General features: G+C 67.3%; 25 protein-coding genes. 18 read left to right on the top strand and 7 right to left on the bottom strand.

Annotation, left to right across the window (positions count from 1 at the left end; translation table 11 throughout):
• Positions 1–58: 58 nt before the first annotated feature.
• Positions 59–268, bottom strand: a complete 210-nt coding sequence (locus RS83_RS18865) for a hypothetical protein (protein ID WP_156153246.1) — start codon at positions 266–268, stop codon at positions 59–61.
• A 245-nt stretch (positions 269–513) separates the two neighbouring features.
• Between RS83_RS18865 and RS83_RS17660 the strand changes: the two genes are divergently transcribed.
• The 5 genes from RS83_RS17660 (at position 514) to RS83_RS17640 (ending at position 6370) form a co-directional block, all read left to right on the top strand.
• Positions 514–2163 carry a peptide ABC transporter substrate-binding protein gene (locus RS83_RS17660; RefSeq protein WP_045280727.1) on the top strand — a complete coding sequence of 550 codons (1650 nt, stop codon included), beginning with the start codon at positions 514–516 and terminating at the stop codon, positions 2161–2163.
• Positions 2164–2255: 92 nt separating this feature from the next.
• Positions 2256–3185: an ABC transporter permease gene (locus RS83_RS17655; protein ID WP_045280726.1), complete on the top strand. Its 930-nt coding sequence runs from the start codon at positions 2256–2258 to the stop codon at positions 3183–3185.
• Positions 3175–4128 (top strand): ABC transporter permease, encoded by a 954-nt coding sequence (locus RS83_RS17650; protein ID WP_045280725.1) that lies wholly within the window; start codon positions 3175–3177, stop codon positions 4126–4128. The genes RS83_RS17655 and RS83_RS17650 overlap by 11 nt, the downstream gene beginning before the upstream one ends.
• Positions 4125–5804, top strand: coding sequence for a dipeptide ABC transporter ATP-binding protein (locus tag RS83_RS17645; RefSeq protein WP_045280724.1), 1680 nt, complete (start codon positions 4125–4127; stop codon positions 5802–5804). Before RS83_RS17650 ends, RS83_RS17645 begins: the two co-directional genes overlap by 4 nt.
• Before the next feature lie 62 nt (positions 5805–5866).
• Entirely contained in the window at positions 5867–6370 is a 504-nt protein-coding gene (locus tag RS83_RS17640) for a PH domain-containing protein (protein ID WP_231587806.1), read from the top strand.
• Positions 6371–6561: 191 nt separating this feature from the next.
• Here the strand turns inward: RS83_RS17640 and RS83_RS17635 are convergent, their stop codons facing one another.
• Together RS83_RS17635 and RS83_RS17630 are read right to left on the bottom strand one after the other, a co-directional pair.
• Positions 6562–6777 carry a hypothetical protein gene (locus RS83_RS17635; RefSeq protein WP_045280722.1) on the bottom strand — a complete coding sequence of 72 codons (216 nt, stop codon included), beginning with the start codon at positions 6775–6777 and terminating at the stop codon, positions 6562–6564.
• A gap of 80 nt (positions 6778–6857) precedes the next feature.
• On the bottom strand, positions 6858–7658 hold the full coding sequence (locus tag RS83_RS17630; protein ID WP_231587805.1) for a CPBP family intramembrane glutamic endopeptidase: 801 nt from the start codon (positions 7656–7658) through the stop codon (positions 6858–6860).
• A 101-nt stretch (positions 7659–7759) separates the two neighbouring features.
• Here RS83_RS17630 and typA point away from each other — a divergent pair, with 101 nt between their 5' ends.
• Positions 7760–9673, top strand: a complete 1914-nt coding sequence (gene typA, locus RS83_RS17625; RefSeq protein WP_045280721.1) for a translational GTPase TypA — start codon at positions 7760–7762, stop codon at positions 9671–9673.
• 282 nt (positions 9674–9955) lie between these two features.
• Positions 9956–10780, top strand: coding sequence for a hypothetical protein (locus RS83_RS17620; RefSeq protein ID WP_045280720.1), 825 nt, complete (start codon positions 9956–9958; stop codon positions 10778–10780).
• Positions 10781–10850: 70 nt separating this feature from the next.
• On the opposite strand, the gene RS83_RS17615 is transcribed toward RS83_RS17620, so the two are convergent.
• The gene (locus RS83_RS17615) at positions 10851–11399 is read right to left on the bottom strand and encodes a helix-turn-helix domain-containing protein (RefSeq protein ID WP_045280719.1); all 549 of its coding nucleotides are present in this window, start codon (positions 11397–11399) and stop codon (positions 10851–10853) included.
• Positions 11400–11501: 102 nt separating this feature from the next.
• Between RS83_RS17615 and RS83_RS17610 the strand changes: the two genes are divergently transcribed.
• From RS83_RS17610 to RS83_RS17585, 6 genes are all read left to right on the top strand, one after another.
• On the top strand, positions 11502–12215 hold the full coding sequence (locus RS83_RS17610) for an AzlC family ABC transporter permease (RefSeq protein WP_045280958.1): 714 nt from the start codon (positions 11502–11504) through the stop codon (positions 12213–12215).
• On the top strand, positions 12212–12526 hold the full coding sequence (locus RS83_RS17605; RefSeq protein WP_045280718.1) for an AzlD domain-containing protein: 315 nt from the start codon (positions 12212–12214) through the stop codon (positions 12524–12526). Before RS83_RS17610 ends, RS83_RS17605 begins: the two co-directional genes overlap by 4 nt.
• A 55-nt stretch (positions 12527–12581) precedes the next feature.
• Positions 12582–13052, top strand: coding sequence for a histidinol dehydrogenase (locus RS83_RS17600; RefSeq protein ID WP_230113702.1), 471 nt, complete (start codon positions 12582–12584; stop codon positions 13050–13052).
• Positions 13053–13061: 9 nt separating this feature from the next.
• Positions 13062–13382 carry a ferredoxin gene (gene fdxA, locus RS83_RS17595; protein WP_045280717.1) on the top strand — a complete coding sequence of 107 codons (321 nt, stop codon included), beginning with the start codon at positions 13062–13064 and terminating at the stop codon, positions 13380–13382.
• Between the two features lie 8 nt (positions 13383–13390).
• On the top strand, positions 13391–14503 hold the full coding sequence (gene dapC, locus RS83_RS17590) for a succinyldiaminopimelate transaminase (RefSeq protein WP_045280716.1): 1113 nt from the start codon (positions 13391–13393) through the stop codon (positions 14501–14503).
• A 193-nt stretch (positions 14504–14696) separates the two neighbouring features.
• The gene (locus tag RS83_RS17585; protein ID WP_082071716.1) at positions 14697–15992 is read left to right on the top strand and encodes a citrate synthase; all 1296 of its coding nucleotides are present in this window, start codon (positions 14697–14699) and stop codon (positions 15990–15992) included.
• 103 nt (positions 15993–16095) lie between these two features.
• Here RS83_RS17585 and RS83_RS17580 read toward each other — a convergent pair whose 3' ends face one another.
• The gene (locus RS83_RS17580; RefSeq protein WP_045280715.1) at positions 16096–17478 is read right to left on the bottom strand and encodes a DEAD/DEAH box helicase; all 1383 of its coding nucleotides are present in this window, start codon (positions 17476–17478) and stop codon (positions 16096–16098) included.
• Positions 17479–17712: 234 nt separating this feature from the next.
• Positions 17713–18657 (bottom strand): 2,3,4,5-tetrahydropyridine-2,6-dicarboxylate N-succinyltransferase, encoded by a 945-nt coding sequence (gene dapD, locus RS83_RS17575; protein ID WP_045280714.1) that lies wholly within the window; start codon positions 18655–18657, stop codon positions 17713–17715.
• Positions 18658–18787: 130 nt separating this feature from the next.
• Here dapD and dapE point away from each other — a divergent pair, with 130 nt between their 5' ends.
• The 3 genes from dapE (at position 18788) to RS83_RS18635 (ending at position 21327) form a co-directional block, all read left to right on the top strand.
• The gene (dapE, locus tag RS83_RS17570) at positions 18788–19861 is read left to right on the top strand and encodes a succinyl-diaminopimelate desuccinylase (protein ID WP_045280713.1); all 1074 of its coding nucleotides are present in this window, start codon (positions 18788–18790) and stop codon (positions 19859–19861) included.
• Positions 19843–21060 carry a membrane protein gene (locus tag RS83_RS17565; RefSeq protein ID WP_045280712.1) on the top strand — a complete coding sequence of 406 codons (1218 nt, stop codon included), beginning with the start codon at positions 19843–19845 and terminating at the stop codon, positions 21058–21060. The genes dapE and RS83_RS17565 overlap by 19 nt, the downstream gene beginning before the upstream one ends.
• 93 nt (positions 21061–21153) lie before the next feature.
• Positions 21154–21327, top strand: coding sequence for a DUF3117 domain-containing protein (locus tag RS83_RS18635; RefSeq protein ID WP_017203323.1), 174 nt, complete (start codon positions 21154–21156; stop codon positions 21325–21327).
• 104 nt (positions 21328–21431) lie between these two features.
• On the opposite strand, the gene RS83_RS17560 is transcribed toward RS83_RS18635, so the two are convergent.
• Complete coding sequence (locus tag RS83_RS17560; protein ID WP_045280711.1) at positions 21432–22070, bottom strand: O-methyltransferase; 639 nt, start codon at positions 22068–22070, stop codon at positions 21432–21434.
• 86 nt (positions 22071–22156) lie between these two features.
• Between RS83_RS17560 and RS83_RS17555 the strand changes: the two genes are divergently transcribed.
• Together RS83_RS17555 and RS83_RS17550 are read left to right on the top strand one after the other, a co-directional pair.
• The gene (locus RS83_RS17555) at positions 22157–22531 is read left to right on the top strand and encodes a twin-arginine translocase TatA/TatE family subunit (RefSeq protein WP_045280710.1); all 375 of its coding nucleotides are present in this window, start codon (positions 22157–22159) and stop codon (positions 22529–22531) included.
• Positions 22528–23214 (top strand): hypothetical protein, encoded by a 687-nt coding sequence (locus RS83_RS17550; protein WP_045280709.1) that lies wholly within the window; start codon positions 22528–22530, stop codon positions 23212–23214. Before RS83_RS17555 ends, RS83_RS17550 begins: the two co-directional genes overlap by 4 nt.
• Positions 23215–23268: the final 54 nt, after the last annotated feature.

Here is a 23268-nt window from a genome sequence, read left to right as displayed (position 1 = left end):
AACGAGAGTGGGCCGGCGATCTTCGCGACCGCCGGCCCATTCCGCGGTCATCCAGTTGTCAGTTCGACCATCTGAACCACTGTCCTGGGAGTCCAGGACGGTTCTGACACGGGCCGACCGAATAGCCCTCCTGCACATACAGGCGACGATCAGCCTGGCAATGGCTGCTCTCGATGTAGGCCCCCGCCCACCCGCTCGCTGCCTGCGCGGCGAGCGGTGCCGACAGTGCCATGCCTGCGACCAAGGCAGCCCCCGCTGCCACGCTCATGATTCTCTTCTTCGTCATCGTTGACTTCCCTCCGATTGGTCCGCCAAATGTAGCGATTCACTCGTGAGACGGCAAACACCTCAGGTGGCTGCGGCGTGTTTCCCGGATGTTACAGATGGTCACCACTCAGTAACGGTTGATTAGCCGAGTGGGGATACTCGCGCTGCACCGGGTTAGGCTCATGTATCCCTGCGCGCTCCACTACGAGCGCGCAGAATGTCGTTTGAGTCCACAGGAGGACAAAAGTGAAGCGCAACAAGATCGCCCTCGCGGGCGTCGCGCTGTTCGCGATCGGCGCCATGGCGCTCGCGGGCTGCGCGGGTAGCTCGGGTGACACCGATTCCGGCAAGCCGAACGCCGGCGATGCAACCGCAGTCGTCACCGCGAACGGGTCCGAGCCGGAGAACCCGCTCATCCCGACCAACACCAACGAGGTCGGCGGTGGAAAGATCCTCGACTCGATCTTCGCAGGACTCGCGTTCTATGACGGCGACGGCGCGCTCGTCAACGACATGGCCGAGGAGATCACGGTCGACAGCCCGACCGAGATCACGGTCAAGCTCAAGAAAGACCAGAAGTTCACCGACGGCACCGACGTGCTGGCCGACAACTTCATCAAGGCGTGGAACTACGGCGCGCTGCTCTCGAACAAGCAGCTCAACCAGTCCTGGTTCAGCGACATCGTCGGCTACAGCGACACGGCTGACGCAGAGCTCACCGGTCTGAAGAAGGTCGACGACCTGTCCTTCACGATCGAGCTGACCTCGCCGGTTGCGGCGGACTTCGCGACTCGCCTCGGATACTCCGCGTACTACCCGCTGCCCGACGTCGCCTTCGACGACATGGACGCCTTCGGTGAGAACCCGATCGGCAACGGCCCGTACAAGCTCGACGGCGATGGAGCATGGCAGCACGATGTCAGCATCGCGCTCGTCAAGAACGACGACTACAAGGGTGACCGCAAGGTCGTCAACGGTGGTCTGACGATCACGTTCTACACGTCGCTCGACGCTGCGTACGCTGATCTCCTCTCGGGTGAGCTCGACGTGATCGACGCGATCCCCGACACCTCGATCGCAACGTTCGAGGACGAGCTCGGTGACCGTGCCGTCAACCAGCCGGCCGCGATCTTCCAGTCGTTCACGATCGGCGAGCAGGTCGCGCACTTCGCAGGTGAAGAGGGCCAGCTCCGTCGTGCCGCCATCTCCATGGCGATCAACCGCGACGAGATCACCGACAAGATCTTCAACGGCACCCGCACGCCCGCCAGCGACTTCACGTCGCCGGTGCTCGATGGCTGGAGCGATTCCCTCGAGGGAGCCGACGTGCTGACGTACAACCCTGACGAGGCGAAGAAGCTGTGGGCCGAGGCCGACGCCATCTCGCCGTGGTCGGGAACCTTCCAGATCGCGTACAACTCGGACAGCGCCCACCAGGCTTGGGTCGACGCCGTCTCGAACTCGATCAAGAACACGCTCGGCATCGAGGCATCCGGAGCACCCTTCGTCGACTTCGCGACCCTGCGTGCGACGGTCAACGAGCGCGGCGCCGACGGAAAGCGCACGATCCAGACCGCCAACCGCTCCGGATGGCAGGCTGACTACCCGGGTCTGTACAACTTCCTGTTCCCGCTGTACTCCACGGGTGCTTCCTCGAACGACGGCGACTACTCCAACGCCGACTTCGACGCGCTGCTCGAGCAGGGTGCATCGGCGAGCGACCCCGCGAAGGCGATCGAGGACTACCAGAAGGCTCAGGAGATCCTGCTGAAGGACCTCCCGGCTGTGCCGCTGTGGTACCAGAACGTGTCCGGTGGTTTCGGTGAGAACGTCGACAACGTCGTGTTCGGCTGGAACTCCGTGCCGCTCTACTACGAGATCACCAAGACGAACTAGTCCCCATGGAGGACTGAGCCGCGAGGCGGCGACGATCACCGTCGCCGCCTCGTAGCCGTGTCCCCTGGGAACGTCTCCATGAAAGGAGAGGGATGTTCTCGTACATCATTCGACGACTGCTTCAGCTGGTCCCCGTTTTCTTCGGCTCGACGCTGCTGATCTTCGCACTCGTCTTCCTCATGCCGGGCGACCCCATTGCGGCGTTGTTCGGTGACAAGCCGCCGGCCCCCGCGTTGCTCGAGGCGATCCGCGCGCAGTATCACCTGGACGAACCGTTCCTCGTGCAGTACTACTACTACATCCTCGGCGTCTTCCAGGGCGACATGGGAACCACCTTCTCCGGCCAGTCCGTGAACGAGGTGCTCTCACGGACACTCCCGATCACCGGACGCCTGGCGATCATGGCCATCGGCATCGAGTTCCTGCTCGCGATCGTCGTGGGAACCTTCTCCGCACTGCGCAAGGGCAAGCTCTTCGACAACGGTGCGCTCGTCGTCTCCCTCGTCTTCCTGTCGATGCCGATCTTCGTCGTCGCGTTCCTCGCGCAGTACTTCCTGGCGATCAAGCTCGGTTGGTTCCGCGCCACGGTCGGCGGTCAGAACGACTGGAACGATCTGTGGCTCCCGGCGATCGTGCTCGGTCTCAGCCTCTTCGCGACCAGTATGCGGCTGATGCGAGGCTCGGTTCTCGACACACTGAATCAGGACTGGGTGCGGACGGCGTACAGCAAGGGACTCTCCCGTGGTCGGGTCATTCCCGTGCACGTGCTGCGGAACTCGCTGATCCCCGTGATCACGAACTCGGCCACGAACTTCGGCGTGCTGCTCGTCGGTGCGACTGTGACCGAGTTCATCTTCAACATTCCAGGGGTGGGAAACACCCTGTTCCACGCGACGCTGAAGCACGAGGGCCCCACGATCGTGTCGTTCGTCACGGTGTTCGTGATCATCTACGTTCTCGTCAACCTGCTCGTGGATCTGCTCTACGGACTGCTCGACCCGAGGATTCGCTATGTCAGTTGAACCATCCGATCACTTCGTCGCCCCGGTGACGAAGGCCCCCGCCAAGACCGACGCCGTCGTGGTGTCGGGCAAGCCCGCCAGCCTGTGGCGTGACGGCTGGCATGACCTGCGCCGTCGCCCGATGTTCTGGATCTCCCTCGTCATCATCGGGATCGTCCTGCTCATGGCCGTCTGGCCCACGCTGTTCACTCAGACGCCGCCGAACAACGGCTGCGAGCTCGCCAACTCGAACGGCGGTCCGGCAGCCGGGCATCCACTCGGCTTCACCTTCCAGGGATGCGACATCTATGCGCGCATCGTGTGGGGATCCCGCACTTCGCTGAGCGTCGGCCTGATCTCCACGATCATCGGCTCCGGCATCGGCCTGGTCATGGGCGCGCTGGCCGGATACTACGGCGGTTGGGTCGATGCAGTGCTGTCCCGCATCGGCGACATCTTCTTCTCGATCCCGTATGTGCTGGCTGCTGTCGTCGTCATGACGGTGTACTCGGACTTCCGCAACGTGCTGACGCTGTCGATCGCGATCGGTGGATTCGCGTGGGCATCGACTGCCCGCGTCGTCCGTGCTGAGATCCTTCGAGTGCGCCAGGCGGAGTTCGTCACGGCGTCACGCGCGCTGGGGCTCTCACGCTTCCGCACGCTGCTGTCGCACGTGCTCCCGAACGCGATCGCGCCGCTGCTCGTGCTCGCGACGCTCGCACTCGCAGGTGCGATCGTCGCCGAGGCGACACTGACATTCCTGGGTGTCGGACTCGGCGGTGGCGCCGGTGGCGACGTGATGTCGTGGGGCAAGGACATCAGCGACGCCCAGACGTCGCTGCGAATCGCGCCGATGTCGCTCATCTATCCCTCTCTCGCGCTCACGATCACCGTGCTCGCGTTCATCATGCTGGGCGAACTCATCAGAGACGCTCTCGACCCGAAGGCGAGGGCACAGCGATGAGCGTTCACGCACAGCAGCCCACCGAGCCGATCCTGAGTGTGCGCGACCTCAAGGTCGCGTTCCGCGGGCAGGCCGGATCCCGAGAGGTGCTCCACGGCATCTCGTTCGACGTTCACGCGGGCGAGACCGTGGCCATCGTGGGGGAGTCGGGTTCCGGCAAATCCACGACGGCGGCCGCGATCATCAACCTGCTCCCTGGAACGGGGACGGTGACCGGTGGCAGCGTCACGCTTGAGGGTCGCGAGCTGACGACGCTCAACCGCCACGAGATCGAGGATGTCCGGGGCAAGGACATCGGTTTCGTGCCGCAGGACCCGATGGCGAGCCTCAACCCGGTCTGGTCGATCGGTTTTCAGGTCAAGGAAGCCGTCCGTGCGAACGGCCTGGCCTCCGGGCGTGGTCAGGTCCGTGACCGTGCTGTCGAGGTGTTGCAGCAGGCCGGACTCGCGGATGCCGAGCGGCGCCTGCACCAGTACCCGCACCAGTTCTCGGGGGGTATGCGTCAGCGAGCACTGATCGGCATCGGTCTTGCAGCTGACCCGAAGCTGCTGATCGCCGATGAGCCGACCAGCGCGCTCGACGTCACGGTCCAGCGTGTGATCCTCGATCACATGGCGTCGTTGACGCGCGATCGAGGCACTGCGGTGCTGCTCATCACGCACGACCTCGGCCTCGCGGCAGAACGTGCGGAGCGGATCATCGTGATGAACGGTGGCGACATCGTGGAGGCCGGTCCCAGTCGAGCGATTCTGGAGAATCCGCAGCATCCGTACACGAAGCGACTGGTCGGCGCCGCGCCGAGCATCGCCTCGCAGCGCATCCAGGCGATCGTCGAGGACCGTGGCATCAAGACGGTCGACGACCTCACCGATGCTCCTCCGACAGTTCGGGTCGCCGGGCTGACGAAGGACTATCGGATCCGTCAGGGGAACTTCCGCAGTGAGGCGTTCCGTGCGGTCGACGATGTCACCTTCGACATCCCGAAGGGCAAGACGCTCGCGCTCGTCGGAGAGTCGGGTTCGGGGAAATCGACCGTCGCCAAGATGGTGCTGAAGCTCGAAGAACCGACGTCCGGTCTCATCGAGATCGACGGCCAGGACGTGTCGCACCTCTCGAACGCGCAGTCGTTCGGGCTTCGGCGACGTATGCAACCGGTGTTCCAGGATCCGTACGGCTCGATGGATCCGCTGCGCAATATCGGCAACACGATCGCGGAGCCGTTGAACATCCATGGCATCGGTGACCAGTCGTCCCGACGGGAACGGGTGCTCGAGCTCCTCGATCAGGTGTCGCTGCCGCGGGACCTGTCGACCCGGTATCCGAACGAGTTGTCGGGCGGTCAGCGTCAGCGAGTCGCGATCGCACGCGCGCTCGCGCTCAAGCCGGACATCGTCGTGCTCGATGAGGCGGTCTCGGCTCTGGATGTGCTCGTTCAGGATCAGATCCTCAAGCTGCTCGCAGAGCTCCAGTCGGAACTCGAACTGACGTATCTCTTCATCACGCACGACCTCGCCGTCGTCCGCGTCTCCAGTGACTTCGTCTGCGTCATGGAGCGAGGAAAGATCGTGGAGCAGGGGACCGTGGACGAGATCTTCGCGAATCCGCAGCAGGAGTACACCGACCGCCTGCTCAAGGCGATCCCCGGTGTGTCGATCCCCCTGGGAGGCCAGGGATAGTGACGGCGGCTCCCGCACCTGAGGGCGTACGGACGTACCGTGCGCCCTCAGGCGTCATCACCATGGTCTTGACCGGCCTGCTTGCGCTGTTCCTGCTCGGAGATGCCGCGCTCAAGAGCGGGTGCGGGCCGATGCTGCTGCTCGCGCCCTGGGTGCTGCTCGGCCTCTGGGTCGTCTATGAGATCAGCTTCGTGTCGCACGTGCGGGTTGATGGCGAAGGCGTTCTGGTGCAGAACTTGCTTCGCCGGACTTCGTTCGGGTGGAGCCAGGTTCGCGACATCGATCTCCGCTGGCAGCTGGTGTTCTCGCTGCAGGACGGCGCCGACCTCACCAGCTTCGGTGGTCCGGCCCACGCCCGCCCTCGTCGAAGCCGGATGCGCGATGAGGATGCACAGACAGCACCGGCCGGCCTCCGCGATCTCACCGACATCCGCGACCGCTGGCAGGCCGCTGGTGTGACGGCGAGCACGTCGATCAGTCGCCAGTGGGACTGGAAGGCGCTGGGCGCGCTCGGCATCATCCTGGCATGGGCGGTCGCCTCTGTGCTGATCGTGTCTGCCGGCTGACGGACTCGCGCCTGCCGCCGCTCAAGCGTGATCACGAAGCGAGACGAGCTGTGCCCCTCACGCAGGAGCGCAGGGGGCACAGCGTCGCGGTCTCCCGCGCTCAGCCATCGGTGTTCTCGGGAGAGTGCCCACGTCATGGTGGGCGCCCCTGGCCGCTCTCGGTCCATTGCGAGCGTCGATGGCGCAAGCGATCACTGATACGACTGGAAGTACCAGCCACCCGTTCCAGGGATGCAGGGGGCAGCCTTGCCGCCGCCTCGGACGAAATCGGTTCGATCCGCATTGCACTGCTGCGGTGACGAGTACGGCCCGAACACACTGGCCGAAGCGGGAGTCACACCGAGCAGTGTGATTCCAGCGGCGATCACGATCGTGGCACTCAGCTTGGCTGCGCGATTCATCTTCATGAGATCCTTCCCTCCGTGTCCTGCGTATGGAAGTGTCAACAGTAGGTGAGAGCGCAGGTGACGGGAAGTGACATCAGCGGTCAACCTGGCAGCCCGAACACGTCAGGCCAGGTCGCAGCGGCCCACGGGTAGCCGACGAACACGGTCGCATCGATCAGGAAGTGGGCGACCAGGAACGGCATCAGTCGTCCTGAGCGCTGGAACAGCCAACCGAACAGCAGTCCCATCGCCAGGTTCCCGATGAAGGCGCCTGGCCCCTGGTACAGGTGGTAGCTCGCGCGCAGGATCGAGGTGGCGATGATGATCGTCCACGGGCTCCAGCCGAGCTGCTTCAGGCGGGCGAAGAGATAGCCCAGCACGACGAACTCCTCCTGCAGCGAGGCGCGAGCGGCCGCCAGCAGCAGGATCGGCACGGTCCACCAGTGGGCATCGAGGCCGGCCGGGTTCACGGCGACGAACAACCCGAGCGTGCGGCCGACGATGTACAGGGCGAGGCCGGGAATGCCGATCGCGAGCACGAGCAGCACACCGCGCCCGGCATCGGTGCCGATACGGGTGCCGTCGAGTCCGAGTCGACCGAGGTGGGGCCGTGCCGTCTGCCAGAGCAGGAAGCAGACCAGCAGCACCGGCACGAGGGAGAAGCCGATCGAGAGCACCTGATAGATCAGATCGAAGAGCTCGCGGTCGCTGCGTGACGGATTCAGCGTCGTGGTCTGATCGGCCAGCGGTGTGCTGTCCGTGAGGCGATAGGCCAGTTGCACGATCGCATAGACAGCCGATTGGCCGAGGCCGAGCGCGAGCACGATCGCGATCTCCCACCACAGCCGCGCGCGCGGTTCGACTCGGTTCGCTCGCTCGGAAAGCGGTGGTTCGAGGGTCACGATCTCGATGGTACGGCCTGTATACAGCAACCGACCGTGTGCGTGCGTTATCCTGGAACGTCGGCTTCTCGACAAAACCCCACACTCTTTAGGACTCATGCATGGCGCACGCCCTCCGCTCTGACCTCCGCAACGTCGCAATCGTCGCGCACGTCGACCACGGCAAGACCACACTCGTCGACGCCATGCTGCGTCAGACGGGCTCCTTCGGCGAACACGCCCACGTCGATGAGCGCGCCATGGACTCCAACGACCTGGAGCGCGAGAAGGGCATCACGATCCTCGCGAAGAACACGGCGATCACCTACAAGGGTGTCCACGCCAAGGACGGCGAGGTGACGATCAACGTGATCGACACCCCCGGCCACGCCGACTTCGGCGGCGAGGTCGAGCGCGGCCTGTCCATGGTCGACGGTGTCGTGCTGCTCGTCGACGCGAGCGAGGGCCCGCTGCCCCAGACCCGCTTCGTGCTGCGCAAGGCGCTCGAGGCGAAGCTCCCCGTCATCCTCCTGGTCAACAAGACCGACCGTCCCGACGCTCGCATCGCCGAGGTCGAGGAAGAGGCGCACGACCTGCTGCTGGGCCTCGCGTCCGACCTCGTCGACGATGTGCCCGACCTCGACGTCGATGCACTGCTCGACGTGCCGGTCGTCTACGCGTCCGGCCGCGCCGGTGCTGCCTCGCGCAACCGTCCCGCTGACGGCTCGCTGCCCGACAACGACGACCTCGAGCCGCTGTTCGAGGCGATCCTCGAGCACGTGCCCGCACCGGCGTACGACGACGAGCACCCGCTGCAGGCCTGGGTCACGAACCTCGACTCCAGCCCGTTCCTGGGTCGCCTCGCCCTGCTGCGCGTCTTCAACGGCACGCTGAAGAAGGGCCAGACCGTGGCCTGGGTGCGCGCCGACGGCACGCACCAGAACGCACGCATCACGGAGCTCCTGAAGACCCGTGCCCTCGAGCGCTACCCCGCCGAGTCCGCAGGCCCCGGCGACATCGTCGCCATCGCCGGCTTCGAGAACATCACCATCGGCGAGACCATCGCCGACCCGGAGGATGTTCGTCCGCTGCCCGCGATCACGGTCGATGACCCCGCCATCTCGATGACGATCGGCACCAACACCTCGCCCCTCATGGGCAAGGTCAAGGGTCACAAGCTGACGGCTCGCATGGTCAAGGACCGCCTCGACAAGGAGCTCATCGGCAACGTGTCGCTCAAGGTCGTCGACATCGGACGCCCCGACGCGTGGGAGGTGCAGGGTCGTGGAGAACTCGCCCTCGCCATCCTCGTCGAGAACATGCGTCGCGAGGGCTTCGAGCTCACCGTCGGCAAGCCGCAGGTCGTCACGAAGAAGATCGACGGCAAGACGTACGAGCCGTTCGAGCACCTGACGATCGACACGCCGGAAGAGCACCTCGGTGCCATCACGCAGCTGCTCGCGAACCGCAAGGGTCGCATGGACAACATGACCAACCACGGCACCGGCTGGGTTCGCATGGAGTTCATCGTCCCGTCGCGCGGTCTGATCGGTTTCCGCAGCGAATTCCTCACCACGACCCGCGGCACCGGTATCGCGAACGCGATCTCGCACGGCTACGAGCCGTGGGCCGGTTCCATCACGACGCGTCAGAACGGCTCGATCGTCGCCGACCGTCAGGGTGTCGTGACCCCGTTCGCGATGATCGCACTGCAGGAGCGCATGTCGTTCTTCGTGCAGCCGACGCAGGAGGTCTACGAGGGCATGGTCATCGGCGAGAACTCGCGCGCCGACGACATGGACGTCAACATCACGAAGGAGAAGAAGCTCACCAACATGCGTGCGGCGAGCTCCGACACCTTCGAGTCGATGACGCCCCCGCGTCAGCTGACGCTCGAGGAGAGCCTCGAGTTCGCGCGCGACGATGAATGCGTCGAGGTGACCCCTGAGGTCGTCCGCATCCGCAAGGTCGCGCTCGACGCGAACACGCGTGCTCGCGAGACCGCTCGTCTGAAGCGCCAGGACGCCAACGCCTGATCTCAGCTGTCCAGGAGAGGGTCCCATCCCGTCGATTTCGGCGCGGTTGGGGCCCTCTTCTCATGAAATACCCAGGTCAGGGATATTTTTTGTTCAGGTTTGTCGTGCAGACTCGGACACTTGCGCCCGGCGAGCCGGCTCCCGATGAGCCGCCCTGCCCGCAGGTCCGGGTGTACGACAACCCGAAAGTCGAACCTTTTGCTTCACCTTCACAACACCCGTGCTTCTCGGCGCGCCGCGGAAGCGGCGCGCGCTCACTCCGCAGTCAGCGCCCGACGTCCGATGCTGCTGCTCACCACGATCACCGGTGCCCTTCTCGGCATCACGCTCACGGTCGGCGTGGTCTCCGCCCCGGCCGCTGGAGCCGAGCGTGCGAACGGCGGTCCCGCCGAGCTCGCCGCCACCACCACGGCTGCGTCGCGGGAGCTCTCGCTCCGGGACATCACCGACTCCGCCAATGCCGCGCTGACCGAGGCGAAGGCTGCGGTCACCGCGGCCGACACCCTGACGGCTCAGGTCGCCGCCTCCGGGCTCGATCTCGGCGCCATGCCGACATCCATCGCCACGAGCGAGCTGCAGGACCACATCAGCGACCTGGGAGAGCGTGCGGTGATCCCCGCGCTGCTGCTGAACGACCTGACCGACGACACCGTCGCCGACACGCAGGTGGTCGAGGCGAGCACCGCGAGTCTCCAGGAGGCGTTCTCGGCAGCTCAGGCGCAGAAGGCGGCGGAGGATGCCGAGCGCGCCGCCGCAGAGCAGGCTGCCGCGGCGGCGGCTGCGTTGGCGGCGTCGAATACGGTCGACGGCGCCAAGGCGACGGCTGCCGAGATGGCGTCGAGCCGCTACGGCTGGGGATCCGACCAGTTCTCCTGCCTCAGCTCGCTGTGGACCAAGGAGTCCGGCTGGAACTACCAGGCGTACAACGCAGACGGCGGCGCCACCGGCATCCCGCAGGCGCTGCCCGGCAGCAAGATGGCATCCGCCGGGAGCGACTGGCAGACGAACGCCGCGACCCAGATCGCCTGGGGTCTCGACTACATCTCGCGCGGATACGGAACGCCGTGCAGCGCGTGGTCGCATTCGCAGGCCATGAACTGGTACTGATCCGCGCCGTCGCGCTGCAGGCCCGCTCCCGGATCGGGGGCGGGCCTTCGCGGCGTCCGGGTGCTGTGGGTCAGCGGAGCTCGGAGATGAGGACCGCGCTGGTGCCGGCGATCGTCGCCTCGAAGATGTGTGGAACGTCGCCCGCATACGACAGGTAGTCGCCAGGGTGCAGCGTGACGGGGGAGTCGACCGGGCCGATCCGCGCCTCGCCGGCGATCAGGATCACGTGCTCGGTGGTGCCGACGTGGTGCGGATCGGAACGGCGCGGATCGCCGGGCTCCGCCTGGATCAGGTAGAGATCACGTCTGGCACCGGGTGGGCTCGCCGACAGCAGGCTCGCGCTGTAGGCGGCGGCGGACGACGGCACACCGGCCAGGTCTGCCGCGCGGATGAGGGTCGGCGCGTTCGCCTGCTGATCGACCAGCACGGCGAACGGTACCCCGAGCGCGACGCCGAGCGCCCAGAGGGTCTCGACGCTGGGATTGCCGGCGCCGCTCTCGAGCTGCGACACCGTGGCCTTCGAGATGCCGGCGCGCCGAGCCAGTTCGGAGACCGAGAGCGATGCGGCCTCGCGTTCCCGACGCAGGGTGCGGGCGATTCGAGTTCGAAGATCCTCCATTCGTTCATCATGTCAAACGATCGTTCGCTTGACTATGCCAACGCGCGCGTTCAGAATGATCAGCATGTGTTCAGTGAATCGAACGATCGGGTCGACCCGGTGATGACGCCCGAGCGCGAGGTGTGGCGAGAGGCGCTCGGCGTCGTCCTGGCGACCAGCGCGTACGGGATCTCGTTCGGCGCCCTCGCCGTGGCATCCGGTCTCGACGTCTGGCAGACCTGCGTGCTGAGCCTGCTGATGTTCACCGGCGGCTCGCAGTTCGCCTTCGTCGGTGTCTTCAGCGCCGGCGGCGTCGCCGCCCTGCCGTCGGCGATCGCTTCGGCCGTGCTGCTCGGAGTCCGCAACGTCGCGTATGGAATGCGCATGTCTCCCGTGATCGGCGGGGGAGCGCTGCAGCGTGCTGCCGCCGCGCACTTCACGATCGACGAGTCGACTGCCGTCGCGATCTCGCAGAACGACCCGCGCCTTCGACGCGCGGGCTTCTGGATCACCGGCATCGGCATCTTCGTCGGCTGGAACATCACGACCCTCGTCGGCGCCCTCGTCGGCGACGTGCTGGGGGACCCGCGCACGTGGGGGCTGGATGCCGCGGCCGCTGCCGCGTTCCTCGCACTGCTGTGGCCGCGGCTCAGGCAGCGGCAGGCCATCGCGGTCGGCATCGCGGCCGCCGTCATCGCGGCATCGGTCACGCCGTTCCTGATGCCGGGAATCCCGGTGCTGCTCGCTGCCGTCGTCGCGATCGTGGTCGGCTGGTTCAACTGGCTCGGCGACCGACCCGCTCCGGCCGCTGCGGACGAAGCGGCGGTCACGCCATGAGCATCTGGAGCGCGATTCTGCTCGCCGCGCTGATCTGCCTCGCATTGAAGGCAGTCGGCTATCTCGTGCCGCCCACGGTGCTCGAAGCTCCGCGGCCAGCACGCATCTCTGATCTGCTCACGGTGGCGCTGCTCGCAGCGCTCGTGGCAGTGCAGACGCTCGGCGCGGGGCAGGCCATCATGGTCGACGCCCGTGTGCCGGCCCTCCTGGTCACCGGAGGGCTGCTGTGGCTGCGGCAGTCGTTCCTCGTTGTGGTGTTCGCTGCAGCCCTCGTGGCCGCCCTGCTGCGACTGTGGGGCCTCGCGCTCTGAGCTCATGGGTCGAACCGCGCAGCACCAGGCGCGACTGCGCCGGTAGAATCGACCCGTGCGCGTCAGCTGGATGTCGAGAGTGTTGTCGTGGATCTCTGCGGTCCTCGTCGGCGGCGTGTACGGCATTGCCGGCACGATCGCCCACAGCCTGACCTGGGGTCCGATCCCGGTCGGCCTGATCGTCGGGGCCATCGCCTGTGCTGCGATCCTCATCGCGGTGCGCACGCTCACGCACGACCGTGGTGCGGCGCTGGCCGCCGGCGTCGGTATGGTCGGGATGCTGCTGCTGATCTCCGGAGTCGGTCCGGGCGGCTCGGTCGTGGTGCAGGATTCGCTCGCCGGACGGATCTGGACGTACCTCGTGGCAGGTCTCGTGCTGCTCGTGGTGGCCTGGCCGTCGTTCTCTCGGCTGCCGGTTCGAACCGAGGCTGCGACGACTGCGGTCGCGGCCGCGCCGGAGCCGCTGATCACCGCCGTTCCGGCGAGCCCCGCCTCCTCGCAGGAGAACGGGCCGCGCGCGCCGTAGACTGGAGGGGTGACGTATGTGATCGCCCTGCCGTGTGTCGATGTGAAGGACCGTGCCTGCATCGACGAATGCCCCGTGGACTGCATCTATGAGGGCGAGCGTTCGTTGTACATCCACCCCGATGAATGCGTCGACTGCGGTGCCTGCGAGCCGGTCTGCCCGGTCGAGGCCATCTACTACGAGGATGACCTGCCCGATGAGTGGCAGGACTACTACAAGGCGAACGTCGAGTTCTTCTCGGAGATCGGCTCTCCCGGTGGCGCAGCCAAGGTCGGGGTGTACTCCTTCGACCACCCGGTGATCGCAGCGCTCCCGCCCCAGGGCGAGTAGGTCTCGACGTGAGCGTCCGCGACCTCGCCGACTACCCGTGGGATGCCGTCGTCCCGTTCCGTGAGCGCGCAGCGCAGCATCCGGACGGTCTCGTGGATCTCTCGATCGGCTCGCCGGTCGACCCGACGCCCGATGTGATCCGTCGCGCACTGACCGAGGCGACGGATGCGCACGCGTACCCGCAGACCGTCGGCACTCCCGCAGTGCGCGAGGCGATCGTCGACTGGTACGCCCGCCGACGCGGGGTCACCGACCTGTCGGTCGACAACGTGCTGCCGACCATCGGATCCAAAGAGCTCGTGGCGTTGCTGCCGGCGCTGCTCGGACTCGGCGAGGGCGACATCGTGGTGCACCCTCGCGTCGCGTATCCCACCTACGAGGTCGGTGCCCGCACGGCCGGTGCGACGCCGCTCGCCGCCGACGACCCGGCGAGCTGGCCCGAGGGCACGAAGCTCATCTGGATCAACACGCCTGGAAACCCCGACGGCCGCACCTGGACGGTCGATGAGCTGTCGGCCGCGGTCCGTCGCGCACGCGAGCTCGGCGCCGTGCTGGCGAGTGACGAGTGCTACGCCGAACTCGGCTGGGACGGGCCGTGGGCGAGCGAACCGGTGCCCTCCGTCCTCGACCCGCGGGTCACGGGCGGCAGCCGAGCGAACCTGCTCAGCGTCTACTCGCTGAGCAAGCAGTCGAATCTGGCCGGCTACCGCGCCGCCTTCGTCGCCGGTTGCGCACGCATCGTCGGCGAACTGCTCACTGCACGCAAGCACCTCGGTCTCATGCCGCCGGCGCCGATCCAGCACGCGATGGCTGTGGCCCTCGGCGACGACGAGCACGTGGCAGCGCAGAAGGCGCTCTACCGTGAGCGCCGCGATCTGCTGCGCCCAGCCGTGGAGGCAGCCGGGTTCCGCATCGACGGCTCCGAAGCCGGCCTCTACCTCTGGGCGACCGAGGGCAGGGACGCGTGGGACTCCATCGCGCGCCTCGCTGACCTCGGCATCCTGGCGGGTCCCGGACCGTTCTACGGATCCGACTCCGCCGAGCACATCCGCCTCTCACTGACCGCGCCGACCGAGCGGGTCGCCGACGCAGCGCGCCGCCTGCGTGAGAGCGCTCTGTAGGAATCCTCATCGACGGCATCTTCTGCTTGGCGGATGTCACAGTAGGCCTGAGTCCCTACTAGGCTGTAAAAGCGATCCGGTCGTGATCCGACCGGGCGGCATCATTCCGCCACATCGCCAGTTCCGGCTTGAGAAGAGATATGGCTGACATCCACGCGACACGCGAGCAGTCAGACACGACGAGGAGGTCCGCGTGAGTGCAGCGGCAGACCAGCAGGCTACAGCGAAGCTGACGATCGGCGAGACCACCGCGGAGTTCCCACTGGTGCACGGCACCGCCGGCAACAGCAGCATCGACTTCTCGACGCTGACCCGCCAGACCGGCTACACCGGACTCGACTACGGCTTCGTGAACACGGCGTCGACGAAGTCCGAGATCACGTTCATCGACGGCGACAAGGGCATTCTGCGCTACCGCGGATACCCGATCGAACAGCTCGCGAACACCACGAGCTACCTCGAGGTCGCCTGGCTGCTGATCTACGGCGAGCTGCCCTCGGCATCCGAGCTCTCGGAGTTCGACGAGAAGATCCGTCGCCACACGCTCCTGCATGAAGACCTCAAGCGCTTCTTCTCGGCGCTGCCGCACACCGCGCACCCGATGTCGGTGCTGTCGTCGGCCGTCGCCGCGCTCTCGACCTACTACGAGGGCCAGACCGATCCGCACAACCCGGAGCATGTCGAGCTGAACATGATCCGCATGCTCGCCAAGCTCCCGGTGATCGCGGCGTACGCGCACAAGAAGAGCGTCGGTCAGGCGTTCCTCTACCCGGACAACTCGCTGAGCTTCGTCGACAACTTCCTCAAGCTCAACTTCGGCGTGCACAGCGAGGAGTACGAGGTCAACCCGGTGATGTCGAAGGCGCTCGAGCTGCTCCTCATCCTCCACGAGGACCACGAGCAGAACGCCTCCACCTCGACCGTGCGTCTGGTCGGCTCCACCGGGGCGAACCAGTTCGCGTCCATCTCCGCCGGCATCCAGGCACTCTCGGGGCCGCTGCACGGTGGCGCGAACGAGGCCGTGCTCACGATGCTCGGCCAGATCCGCGACTCGGGGCAGAGCGTGTCCCGCTTCGTCGAGCGGGTGAAGAACAAGGAAGAGGGCGTGAAGCTGATGGGCTTCGGGCACCGGGTCTACAAGAACTACGACCCGCGCGCCAAGCTCGTCAAGGATGCAGCAGACGAGGTGCTCGCCTCGCTCGGCGTGACCGACCCGCTGCTCGACCTCGCCAAGGAGCTCGAAGAGCTCGCGTTGGCCGACGACTACTTCCGCGAGCGTCGCCTCTACCCGAACGTCGACTTCTACACCGGCGTGATCTATAAGGCCATGGGCTTCCCGACGCGCATGTTCACAGTGCTCTTCGCGATCGGTCGTCTGCCGGGCTGGCTCGCCCAGTGGCGTGAGCTGCAGCTCGACCCGCAGACCAAGATCGGTCGCCCGCAGCAGCTGTACACGGGATCGCCGGAGCGCGACTTCCCGACCCGCTGATCTCGACCTGGCCGATCCTCCGCACGGACGATCGGCCAGGACCTAAGAAAGCGGCGTGCCTCCCGAGGGAGACACGCCGCTTTCGTGTTGTCTGCTGTTGGGGTCAGCGACCCTGCGAGCTGCGACCGCCCTGACGGCTCTGGCCGCCCTGACGCGAGAAGCCCGCCTGGCCACCCTGGCCGCCACCCTGTCCGCCGGAGCGGGGGCGACGACGACGAGCGGGGGGAGTCGCTGCGCCGGCACGCTCGCCGCCGCCGGGGCGCTGCTTCGCCTGACGCTGCGGCTGCTGGGCCTGCACCGGTGCGGGGCGCACGTGCTCGGCGCGCTCCGGGACGAGCTCGTTCACGGCTGCTGCCGTGACGTCTTCGAGGGCAGCCGAGATCGCAGCCTTGCGGAGCAGGTCCTTGACGTCGCGGCGCTGCTCGGGGAGCACGACCGTGACCACGGTTCCGGCTGCACCAGCGCGTGCCGTGCGGCCCGAGCGGTGCAGGTACGCCTTGTGCTCCATGGGCGGGTCGACGTGCACCACCAGGTCGACGTTGTCGACGTGCACGCCACGGGCGGCCACGTCGGTCGCCACGAGCACGCGGACGCCGCCGTCGGCCGGGGCGGCCGAGAAGGCGCTGAGGTTGCGCTCGCGGGCGTTCTGCGACAGGTTGCCGTGCAGATCGACCGAGGGGATGCCCGCGGCGGTCAGCTGCTTGGCGAGCTTCTTGGCCTGGTGCTTGGTGCGCGTGAACAGGATGCGACGGCCGGTACCCGAGGCGAGCTCGCGGACCAGCGTGGTCTTGTTCTCGGTGGAGTTGACGACGAGCACGCGGTGCGTCATCTCGCCGACCGGCACGCTCTCCTCGTCGACCTCGTGGCTGACGGCGTTGGAGAGGAAGCGGCGGGCGAGGGTGTCGATGCCGCGGTCCAGCGTCGCGCTGAACAGCAGGCGCTGTCCACCGGCCGGCGTGGCGGTGAGGATGCGCGTGACGCCGGGCAGGAAGCCGAGGTCGGCCATGTGGTCGGCCTCGTCGAGCACGGTGACCTCGACGGCGTCGAGCTGTACGACCTTCTGCTTCATGAGGTCTTCGAGACGGCCGGGGCACGCCACGACGATGTCGACGCCGCTGCGCATGGCCTGCTCCTGCGGGCGCTGGCTGACGCCACCGAACACGGTGGTGACACGGAGGCCCTTGGCCTCGGCGAGCGGCGCGATGGTCGCGGCGATCTGGGTGGCGAGCTCGCGGGTCGGTGCGAGCACCAGACCGCGCGGGTGGCCGGGGCGGCTGCTGCGCGAGGATGCCGCGATGCGGCTCACGAGCGGCAGGGCGAAGGCGATGGTCTTGCCGCTGCCGGTGCGGCCACGACCGAGGAGGTCGCGACCGGCGAGGGAATCGGGAAGTGTGTCGCGCTGGATCGCGAACGCCTCGGTCTTGCCGTCCTTGGAGAGGACGGCTGCGAGGTCGGCGGGCACGCCGAGATCGAGGAAGGAAGTCATGAAGTATCTCCGAGATTGCACGCACGCACGAACGAGTGGTCCTGGTGCGGGAGGGTGGGCGACGGCGCGGGATCGCGCATCGTTTCGCCGTTCGAAATGGCCAGAACCGGGTGAGTGGCGCGGGAGCGTGTCGACGACGCAGACGCCTCGCATGGCGAAGACGTCACGACGACACTATCACGCAGACCTTGGAGAAGCCCGCAGGCGGTCGCGGGGACGTGCTGAGCCGTGGGCTCAGGCGTGCAGCGCCTCGTTCAGGGTCACGCCGACGCCGGCGCGTCGAACAGCCTCGACCGCGCCGCTGAGCGAGTTGCGGCGGAACAGCAGGCCGTGCTGGCCGGAGAGCTCAGCACCCTTGACCGTCTGCTTCGCGCCGTCGGCGGTGACCGGGCCGTCGACGAGCACGATCTTGGTGCCGGCGGTGACATACAGGCCGGCCTCGACCACGCAGTCGTCGCCGAGGGAGATGCCGATGCCCGCGTTCGCGCCGAGCAGCGTGCGTGCGCCGATGGAGACGCGGTGCGTTCCGCCGCCGGAGAGCGTGCCCATGATCGACGAGCCGCCGCCGATATCGCTGCCGTCGCCGACCACGACGCCCTGCGAGATGCGGCCTTCGACCATCGAAGCACCGAGCGTGCCGGCGTTGAAGTTCACGAAGCCCTCGTGCATCACGGTGGTGCCGGGGGAGAGGTAGGCACCGAGGCGCACCCGCGAGGCATCGGCGATGCGCACACCGGCCGGCTGCAGGTAGTCGGTGAGACGGGGGAACTTGTCGAGTCCCTGCACCTGGATGCCAGCACGCTGCAGCTGGGGTCGAAGGCGCGCGGCGTCGTCCGGATGCACTGGGCCGGCGTTCGTCCACGCCACGTTCGGCAGGTGACCGAAGATGCCGTCGAGGTTGAGATCGTTGGGCCGCACCAGCAGGTGTGAGAGCGCGTGCAGACGCAGGTAGGCATCCGCAGTGGATGCCGGCGCGGCATCCAGGTCGATCCGGAGCTGCACGGCCTCGACCGTGACATCGCGCCGCTCGTCCGGTCCGGTGAGCGAGTCGAGGGCGGATGCCGCGGCATCCGTCGGGAGATCGCCGGTGCCGAGTTCGGAGTACCAGGCATCCAGGACGGTGCCGTTGCCGGCGATCGTGGTGAGTCCGATGCCCCAGACGCTGCGCGATTCAGTCATGCCTCAACGGTATCCCGAACGCGTGCGCGCTCCTGGCCGGATGACGATGTGTTCCGGTCGCACTTCGTGCCGTCGGCTCAGCGACCTGACGGCAGGAACTGCGACCGGAAGCCGCAACTAGGCTGGGGGCATGGTGCTCGATCTGACAGCTTCCTCGCTCGACCTCACCCGCGCGATCTGCGACATCCCCAGCGTCTCGGGAGACGAGCAGCGCCTCGCCGACGAGATCGAGGCAGCCATCGCGCCGCTGGCCCATCTCGAGGTGATCCGCCACGGCAACACGATCGTCGCGCGCACCGCCCTCGGTCGGGCGCAGCGGGTCGCGATCGCCGGTCACATCGACACCGTGCCGATCAACGACAACCTGCCGACCCGCGACATCGAGATCGACGGGGACCCGTACCTGTGGGGTCGCGGCACCGTCGACATGAAGGCGGGCACCGCGGTGCAGCTGAAGCTCGCTGCCGAGCTGACCGATCCAGCCGTCGACATCACCTGGATGTGGTACGACAACGAAGAGGTCGAGGCATCGAAGAACGGTCTCGGTCTGCTGGCCGCCGTCCGCCCCGATCTCTTCGAGGCGGACTTCGCGATCCTGGGGGAGCCGTCGAACGGCGAGGTCGAGGGCGGCTGCAACGGCACCCTTCGCGCGATCGTCCGGACGACCGGCGTCCGCGCCCACAGCGCACGGGCCTGGATCGGCGAGAACGCCATCCACCGCGCGGCTCCGATCCTCGCGCGACTCAGCGAGTACCGGGCGAAGGAGGTCGCGGTCGAAGGGCTCCTCTACCGCGAGAGCCTGAGCGCGGTGCGCATCAGCGGCGGCGTCGCCGGGAACGTCATCCCGGACGCATGCGAGGTCGAGGTCAACTACCGATTCGCCCCGAGCAAGTCCGCAGCGGACGCCGAGGCGCACGTGCGCGGTGTGCTCGCCGGCTTCGACGTCGAGATCACGGATGCTGCCGATGGCGCCCGTCCGGGGCTCGATGCGCCGATCGCCCAGCAGTTCGTCGCCGCGGTCGGCGCCGAACCGCGTCCGAAGTACGGCTGGACCGACGTCGCCCGCTTCTCGGCCCTCGGCATCCCCGCTGTGAACTACGGCCCTGGCGACCCGCATCTCGCGCACCACGACGAGGAGCGCGTGCCCGTGGCGCAGATCGACGCCGTCGAGCGGGGTCTTCGCGCATGGCTCACCGCGCGCTGAGCCTCGCTCGCCGTTGGGCGCAGACGCCGCCGGCACTGCGCATCGCGGTCATCTACCTCATCGCACGCGTGGTGACGAGTGTCTTCTTCGTGCTCGCCGCGTCGCTCGCGACCTCGCTCTCCCGGATCGGGGCTGACCCCGGACTCGGCGACTTCGTGCTCGCCTGGGACGCGCAGTGGTATTGGCTGATCGCCGAGAACGGGTACCCGAGCGAGCTGCCGCTCACGGATTCGGGGGAGGTGGCAGAGAACGCCTGGGCGTTCATGCCGGTGTTCTCGTACGCGGCGAAGGCGGTCGGTCTCCTCTTCGGTTCCTGGGGCGTCGGCGCCTTCCTGATCTCGCTCATCGCCGGGTACATCGCCTGTCTCGCGCTGCACCGGCTGCTGCGCGACCGCATCGGAGCATCCGCCGCGACCTGGGCAGTGGTGCTGTTCGCATCGGGACCCCTTGCGGCGATGTTCCAGGTCGCGTATGCCGAGACACTGTTCCTGATGCTGCTGTTCCTCGCGCTCGATGCGGTGGCTCGCCATCGCTACGGCTGGCTCTATCTGCTGATCCCGGTGATGGCGTTCACGCGTCCTGGCATCCTCGCCTTCGCCCTGTACCTCGGACTCCACGGCATCCTCCGGTGGGTGCGCCGCAGGCAGGAGCCGCTGCCGCGAGCCGACATCGTGCACATCGTCGTGCTCGGCGCGCTCGCGACGGCGTCGGGCTTCGCGTGGCAGGTCATCGCCGGACTGGTGACTGGTGTGCCCGGGGCGTATCTCGCGACCGAGCTGGCCTGGCGTCGGCACTGGGTCGTGGGGGGCGTGGAGGGGTTCATCCCGTTCGAGGGCTGGATCCAGGCCGCGCAGTTCTGGTTCGTGCAGTGGGGCCTCCCCACCTGGACGGGCTTGATCGCGTTGGTGCTCCTCGTCGCCGTTGCAGGTCTGGCGCTGCTGCGCTCGCCGCAGGTCAGCGCCCTCGGCGCGGATCTGCGCCTCTGGAGCGCCAGCTACCTGCTCTACCTGCTGGCCGTGTTCTTCCCGCAGTCGAGCACCTTCCGTCTGCTCCTGCCGATCAGCCCGCTCTGGGGAGCGGTCGCCGTGCCGCGATCACGGCTGTGGCGGGGCGGCGTCCTGGTGGTCGCACTCGCCGGCCAGTGGCTCTGGATCTACCACATGTACGCCCTCGGGAACACGTTCTGGCAGGTGCCCTGACGGTGAAGCTCGGGTGGATTTCTCACACGTGACGTCCAGGTACCCGTCGTACCCGATAAACTCATCACATACCACCGAGGAAAAGGAGCCACGATGGCAGCGATGAAGCCGAGGACCGGAGACGGACCCATGGAGGCCGTAAAGGAAGGGCGACTCATCATCGTGCGCGTTCCGCTCGAAGGCGGCGGCAGACTTGTCGTCTCAGTGAACGACGCCGAGGCCAAGGAGCTTCACGACGTGCTTGCAGCCGTCGTGGCACCCGCCTGATCGACCCGGATCCCTCCACGAGGATCCGAGAAGGGCGACGGATCAACCGATCCGTCGCCCTTCTCTTCGGTCTGTGGGCCCTGCGGAGGCCGGTCCCGCTCCGATCAGTCGCGATCCGCGATGCTGATCAGCTGCAACAGCCCCTCGCCGACGGGGGAGACCGTGGCCAACACCGCCGAGGACTCCTGCGTCTCCTGCACGAGCGAGCGGTACGCCGAGGTGATCTCGTCGCGCTGCACCGGGTCGGCCACGCGTCCGCCGGCGAGCACGCGCGGCACGAGCACCATGCCGCCGGCGCGGGCGAGACGGAGTCCATGCGACACGTAGTCGATCACGTTCTCGGGGTCGGCGTCGACCAGGACGATGTCGTAGGACGCCTCGTTCATGCGCGGGAGCACATCGGCTGCGCGCCCGGTGATGAACCGCGCCCTGGTCGAGGGGATCTTCGCGTCGGAGAACGCCTGGCGTGCCGCGGCGAGATGCTCCGGCTCGTTGTCGATCGAGGTCAGCACCGCCTGCGGTGCGCCCCGGAGCAGCCAGAGGCCTGACACGCCGGCGCCGGTGCCGATCTCGACGATCGACCTGGCGTTCGTCGCGGCGGCGAGCACCGCGATCTGCGAGCCGACGGCTGCGCTGATCGGCGCGGCCCCCAGCTCGACCGCGTGCGCGCGCGCACGGGCGATGGAGTCGGGTTCGACGATGGACTCGCGGATGAACCGCGCGTTCGCGTCATGTTCGCTCATACCGTGTCTCCTCGATGACCTGTGGTGTTCCCAGGATATTCGTTCGGTGTGCACCGGGAGCGCAGGCGCGGCGGTAGCCTGGACAGATGCAATTCGGGCTCACCTTCGAGAAGCTGATGCTGATCGGTCTCATCGTGGTGCTCATCGTCGGCCCGGATCGCCTTCCGAAGGTCGCCGAGGGCTTCGCGCGCATGGTCCGCAAGGCCGGCGAATATCTTCGCGACACCAAGACCCGGATGCGCGACGAGATGGGTCCGGAGATGGACGACGTCGACTGGCGCAAGCTCGACCCGCGTCAGTACGACCCTCGGCGAATCATCCGCGAAGCCCTGCTCGAGACGCCTGCACCTGCGGCCGCGGCTGCCGCAGCGCAGACGACGATCGCTGAACCCGCCGTCTCGCGGGCGCCGCAGGAGTTCTCGGCGACGAACAAGCCGCCGTACGACCTCGAAGCGACGTGATCCGAGCGGCTCGGCCGACGCGCTTCACCGACCGCGATCGCATCGCAGTCGCAGGGGCCGTGTGCTGCGCTGTCATCGGTGCCCTCATCTGGATTCTGTGGGTGCTCCCGATCACCGCGTCCGTGGATGCTGCCAGCGCTCAGCCGATCGGATCGAGCCCCGCAGCTGTGCAGCTCGATGCGGGAGCACGCGTGGGGATCTGGGGACGCGGCATCTCGCCGACCCTGGGGACCATGTCGTGCGCGGTCACGGCCCCGAGCGGCGATGCGGTCGGCCAACACGGCGGACCGTCACTCACCTGGAGTGACACGCTCTGGTGGATGACGCCGAAATGGGGCTTCGAGCAGGTCTCGCGGTTCACGGCACCGACCGCCGGCGAGTACCTCGTGGTCTGCACGGACTCCCTGCAGACGTACGATGGCGAGTTCCTGGTCGCCGGCGATGCGTTCGGTGCCGGCGACATCGGCCTCGGACGCACGGGCGGTGCCGATTTCGCGATCGGCTCGGTGCTGGCGTTCGGTGCGATCGTCTGCCCGCTCGTGGCCGTGCTGCTCGGCATCATCCTCGGCATCCGCGCCCTGCGCCTCGTCGCGGCTCGCCGTCGCGCGAGCCGACGTGCATTCGGCGGCGAGTTCGCGGCGGACAGCGCGCAGGCGCCCGGCTCCGGTGCCGGCTCGTCCTGAGCGGCACTCGGCGCTCAGCGGCACTCAGCCGTGAGTATCAGTTCGACGTGCGGG

It is taken from the genome of Microbacterium oxydans (assembly GCF_000956525.1).
Classification (GTDB): domain Bacteria; phylum Actinomycetota; class Actinomycetes; order Actinomycetales; family Microbacteriaceae; genus Microbacterium; species Microbacterium oxydans_A.
This window is presented reverse-complemented; position numbering and strand designations above follow the sequence as displayed.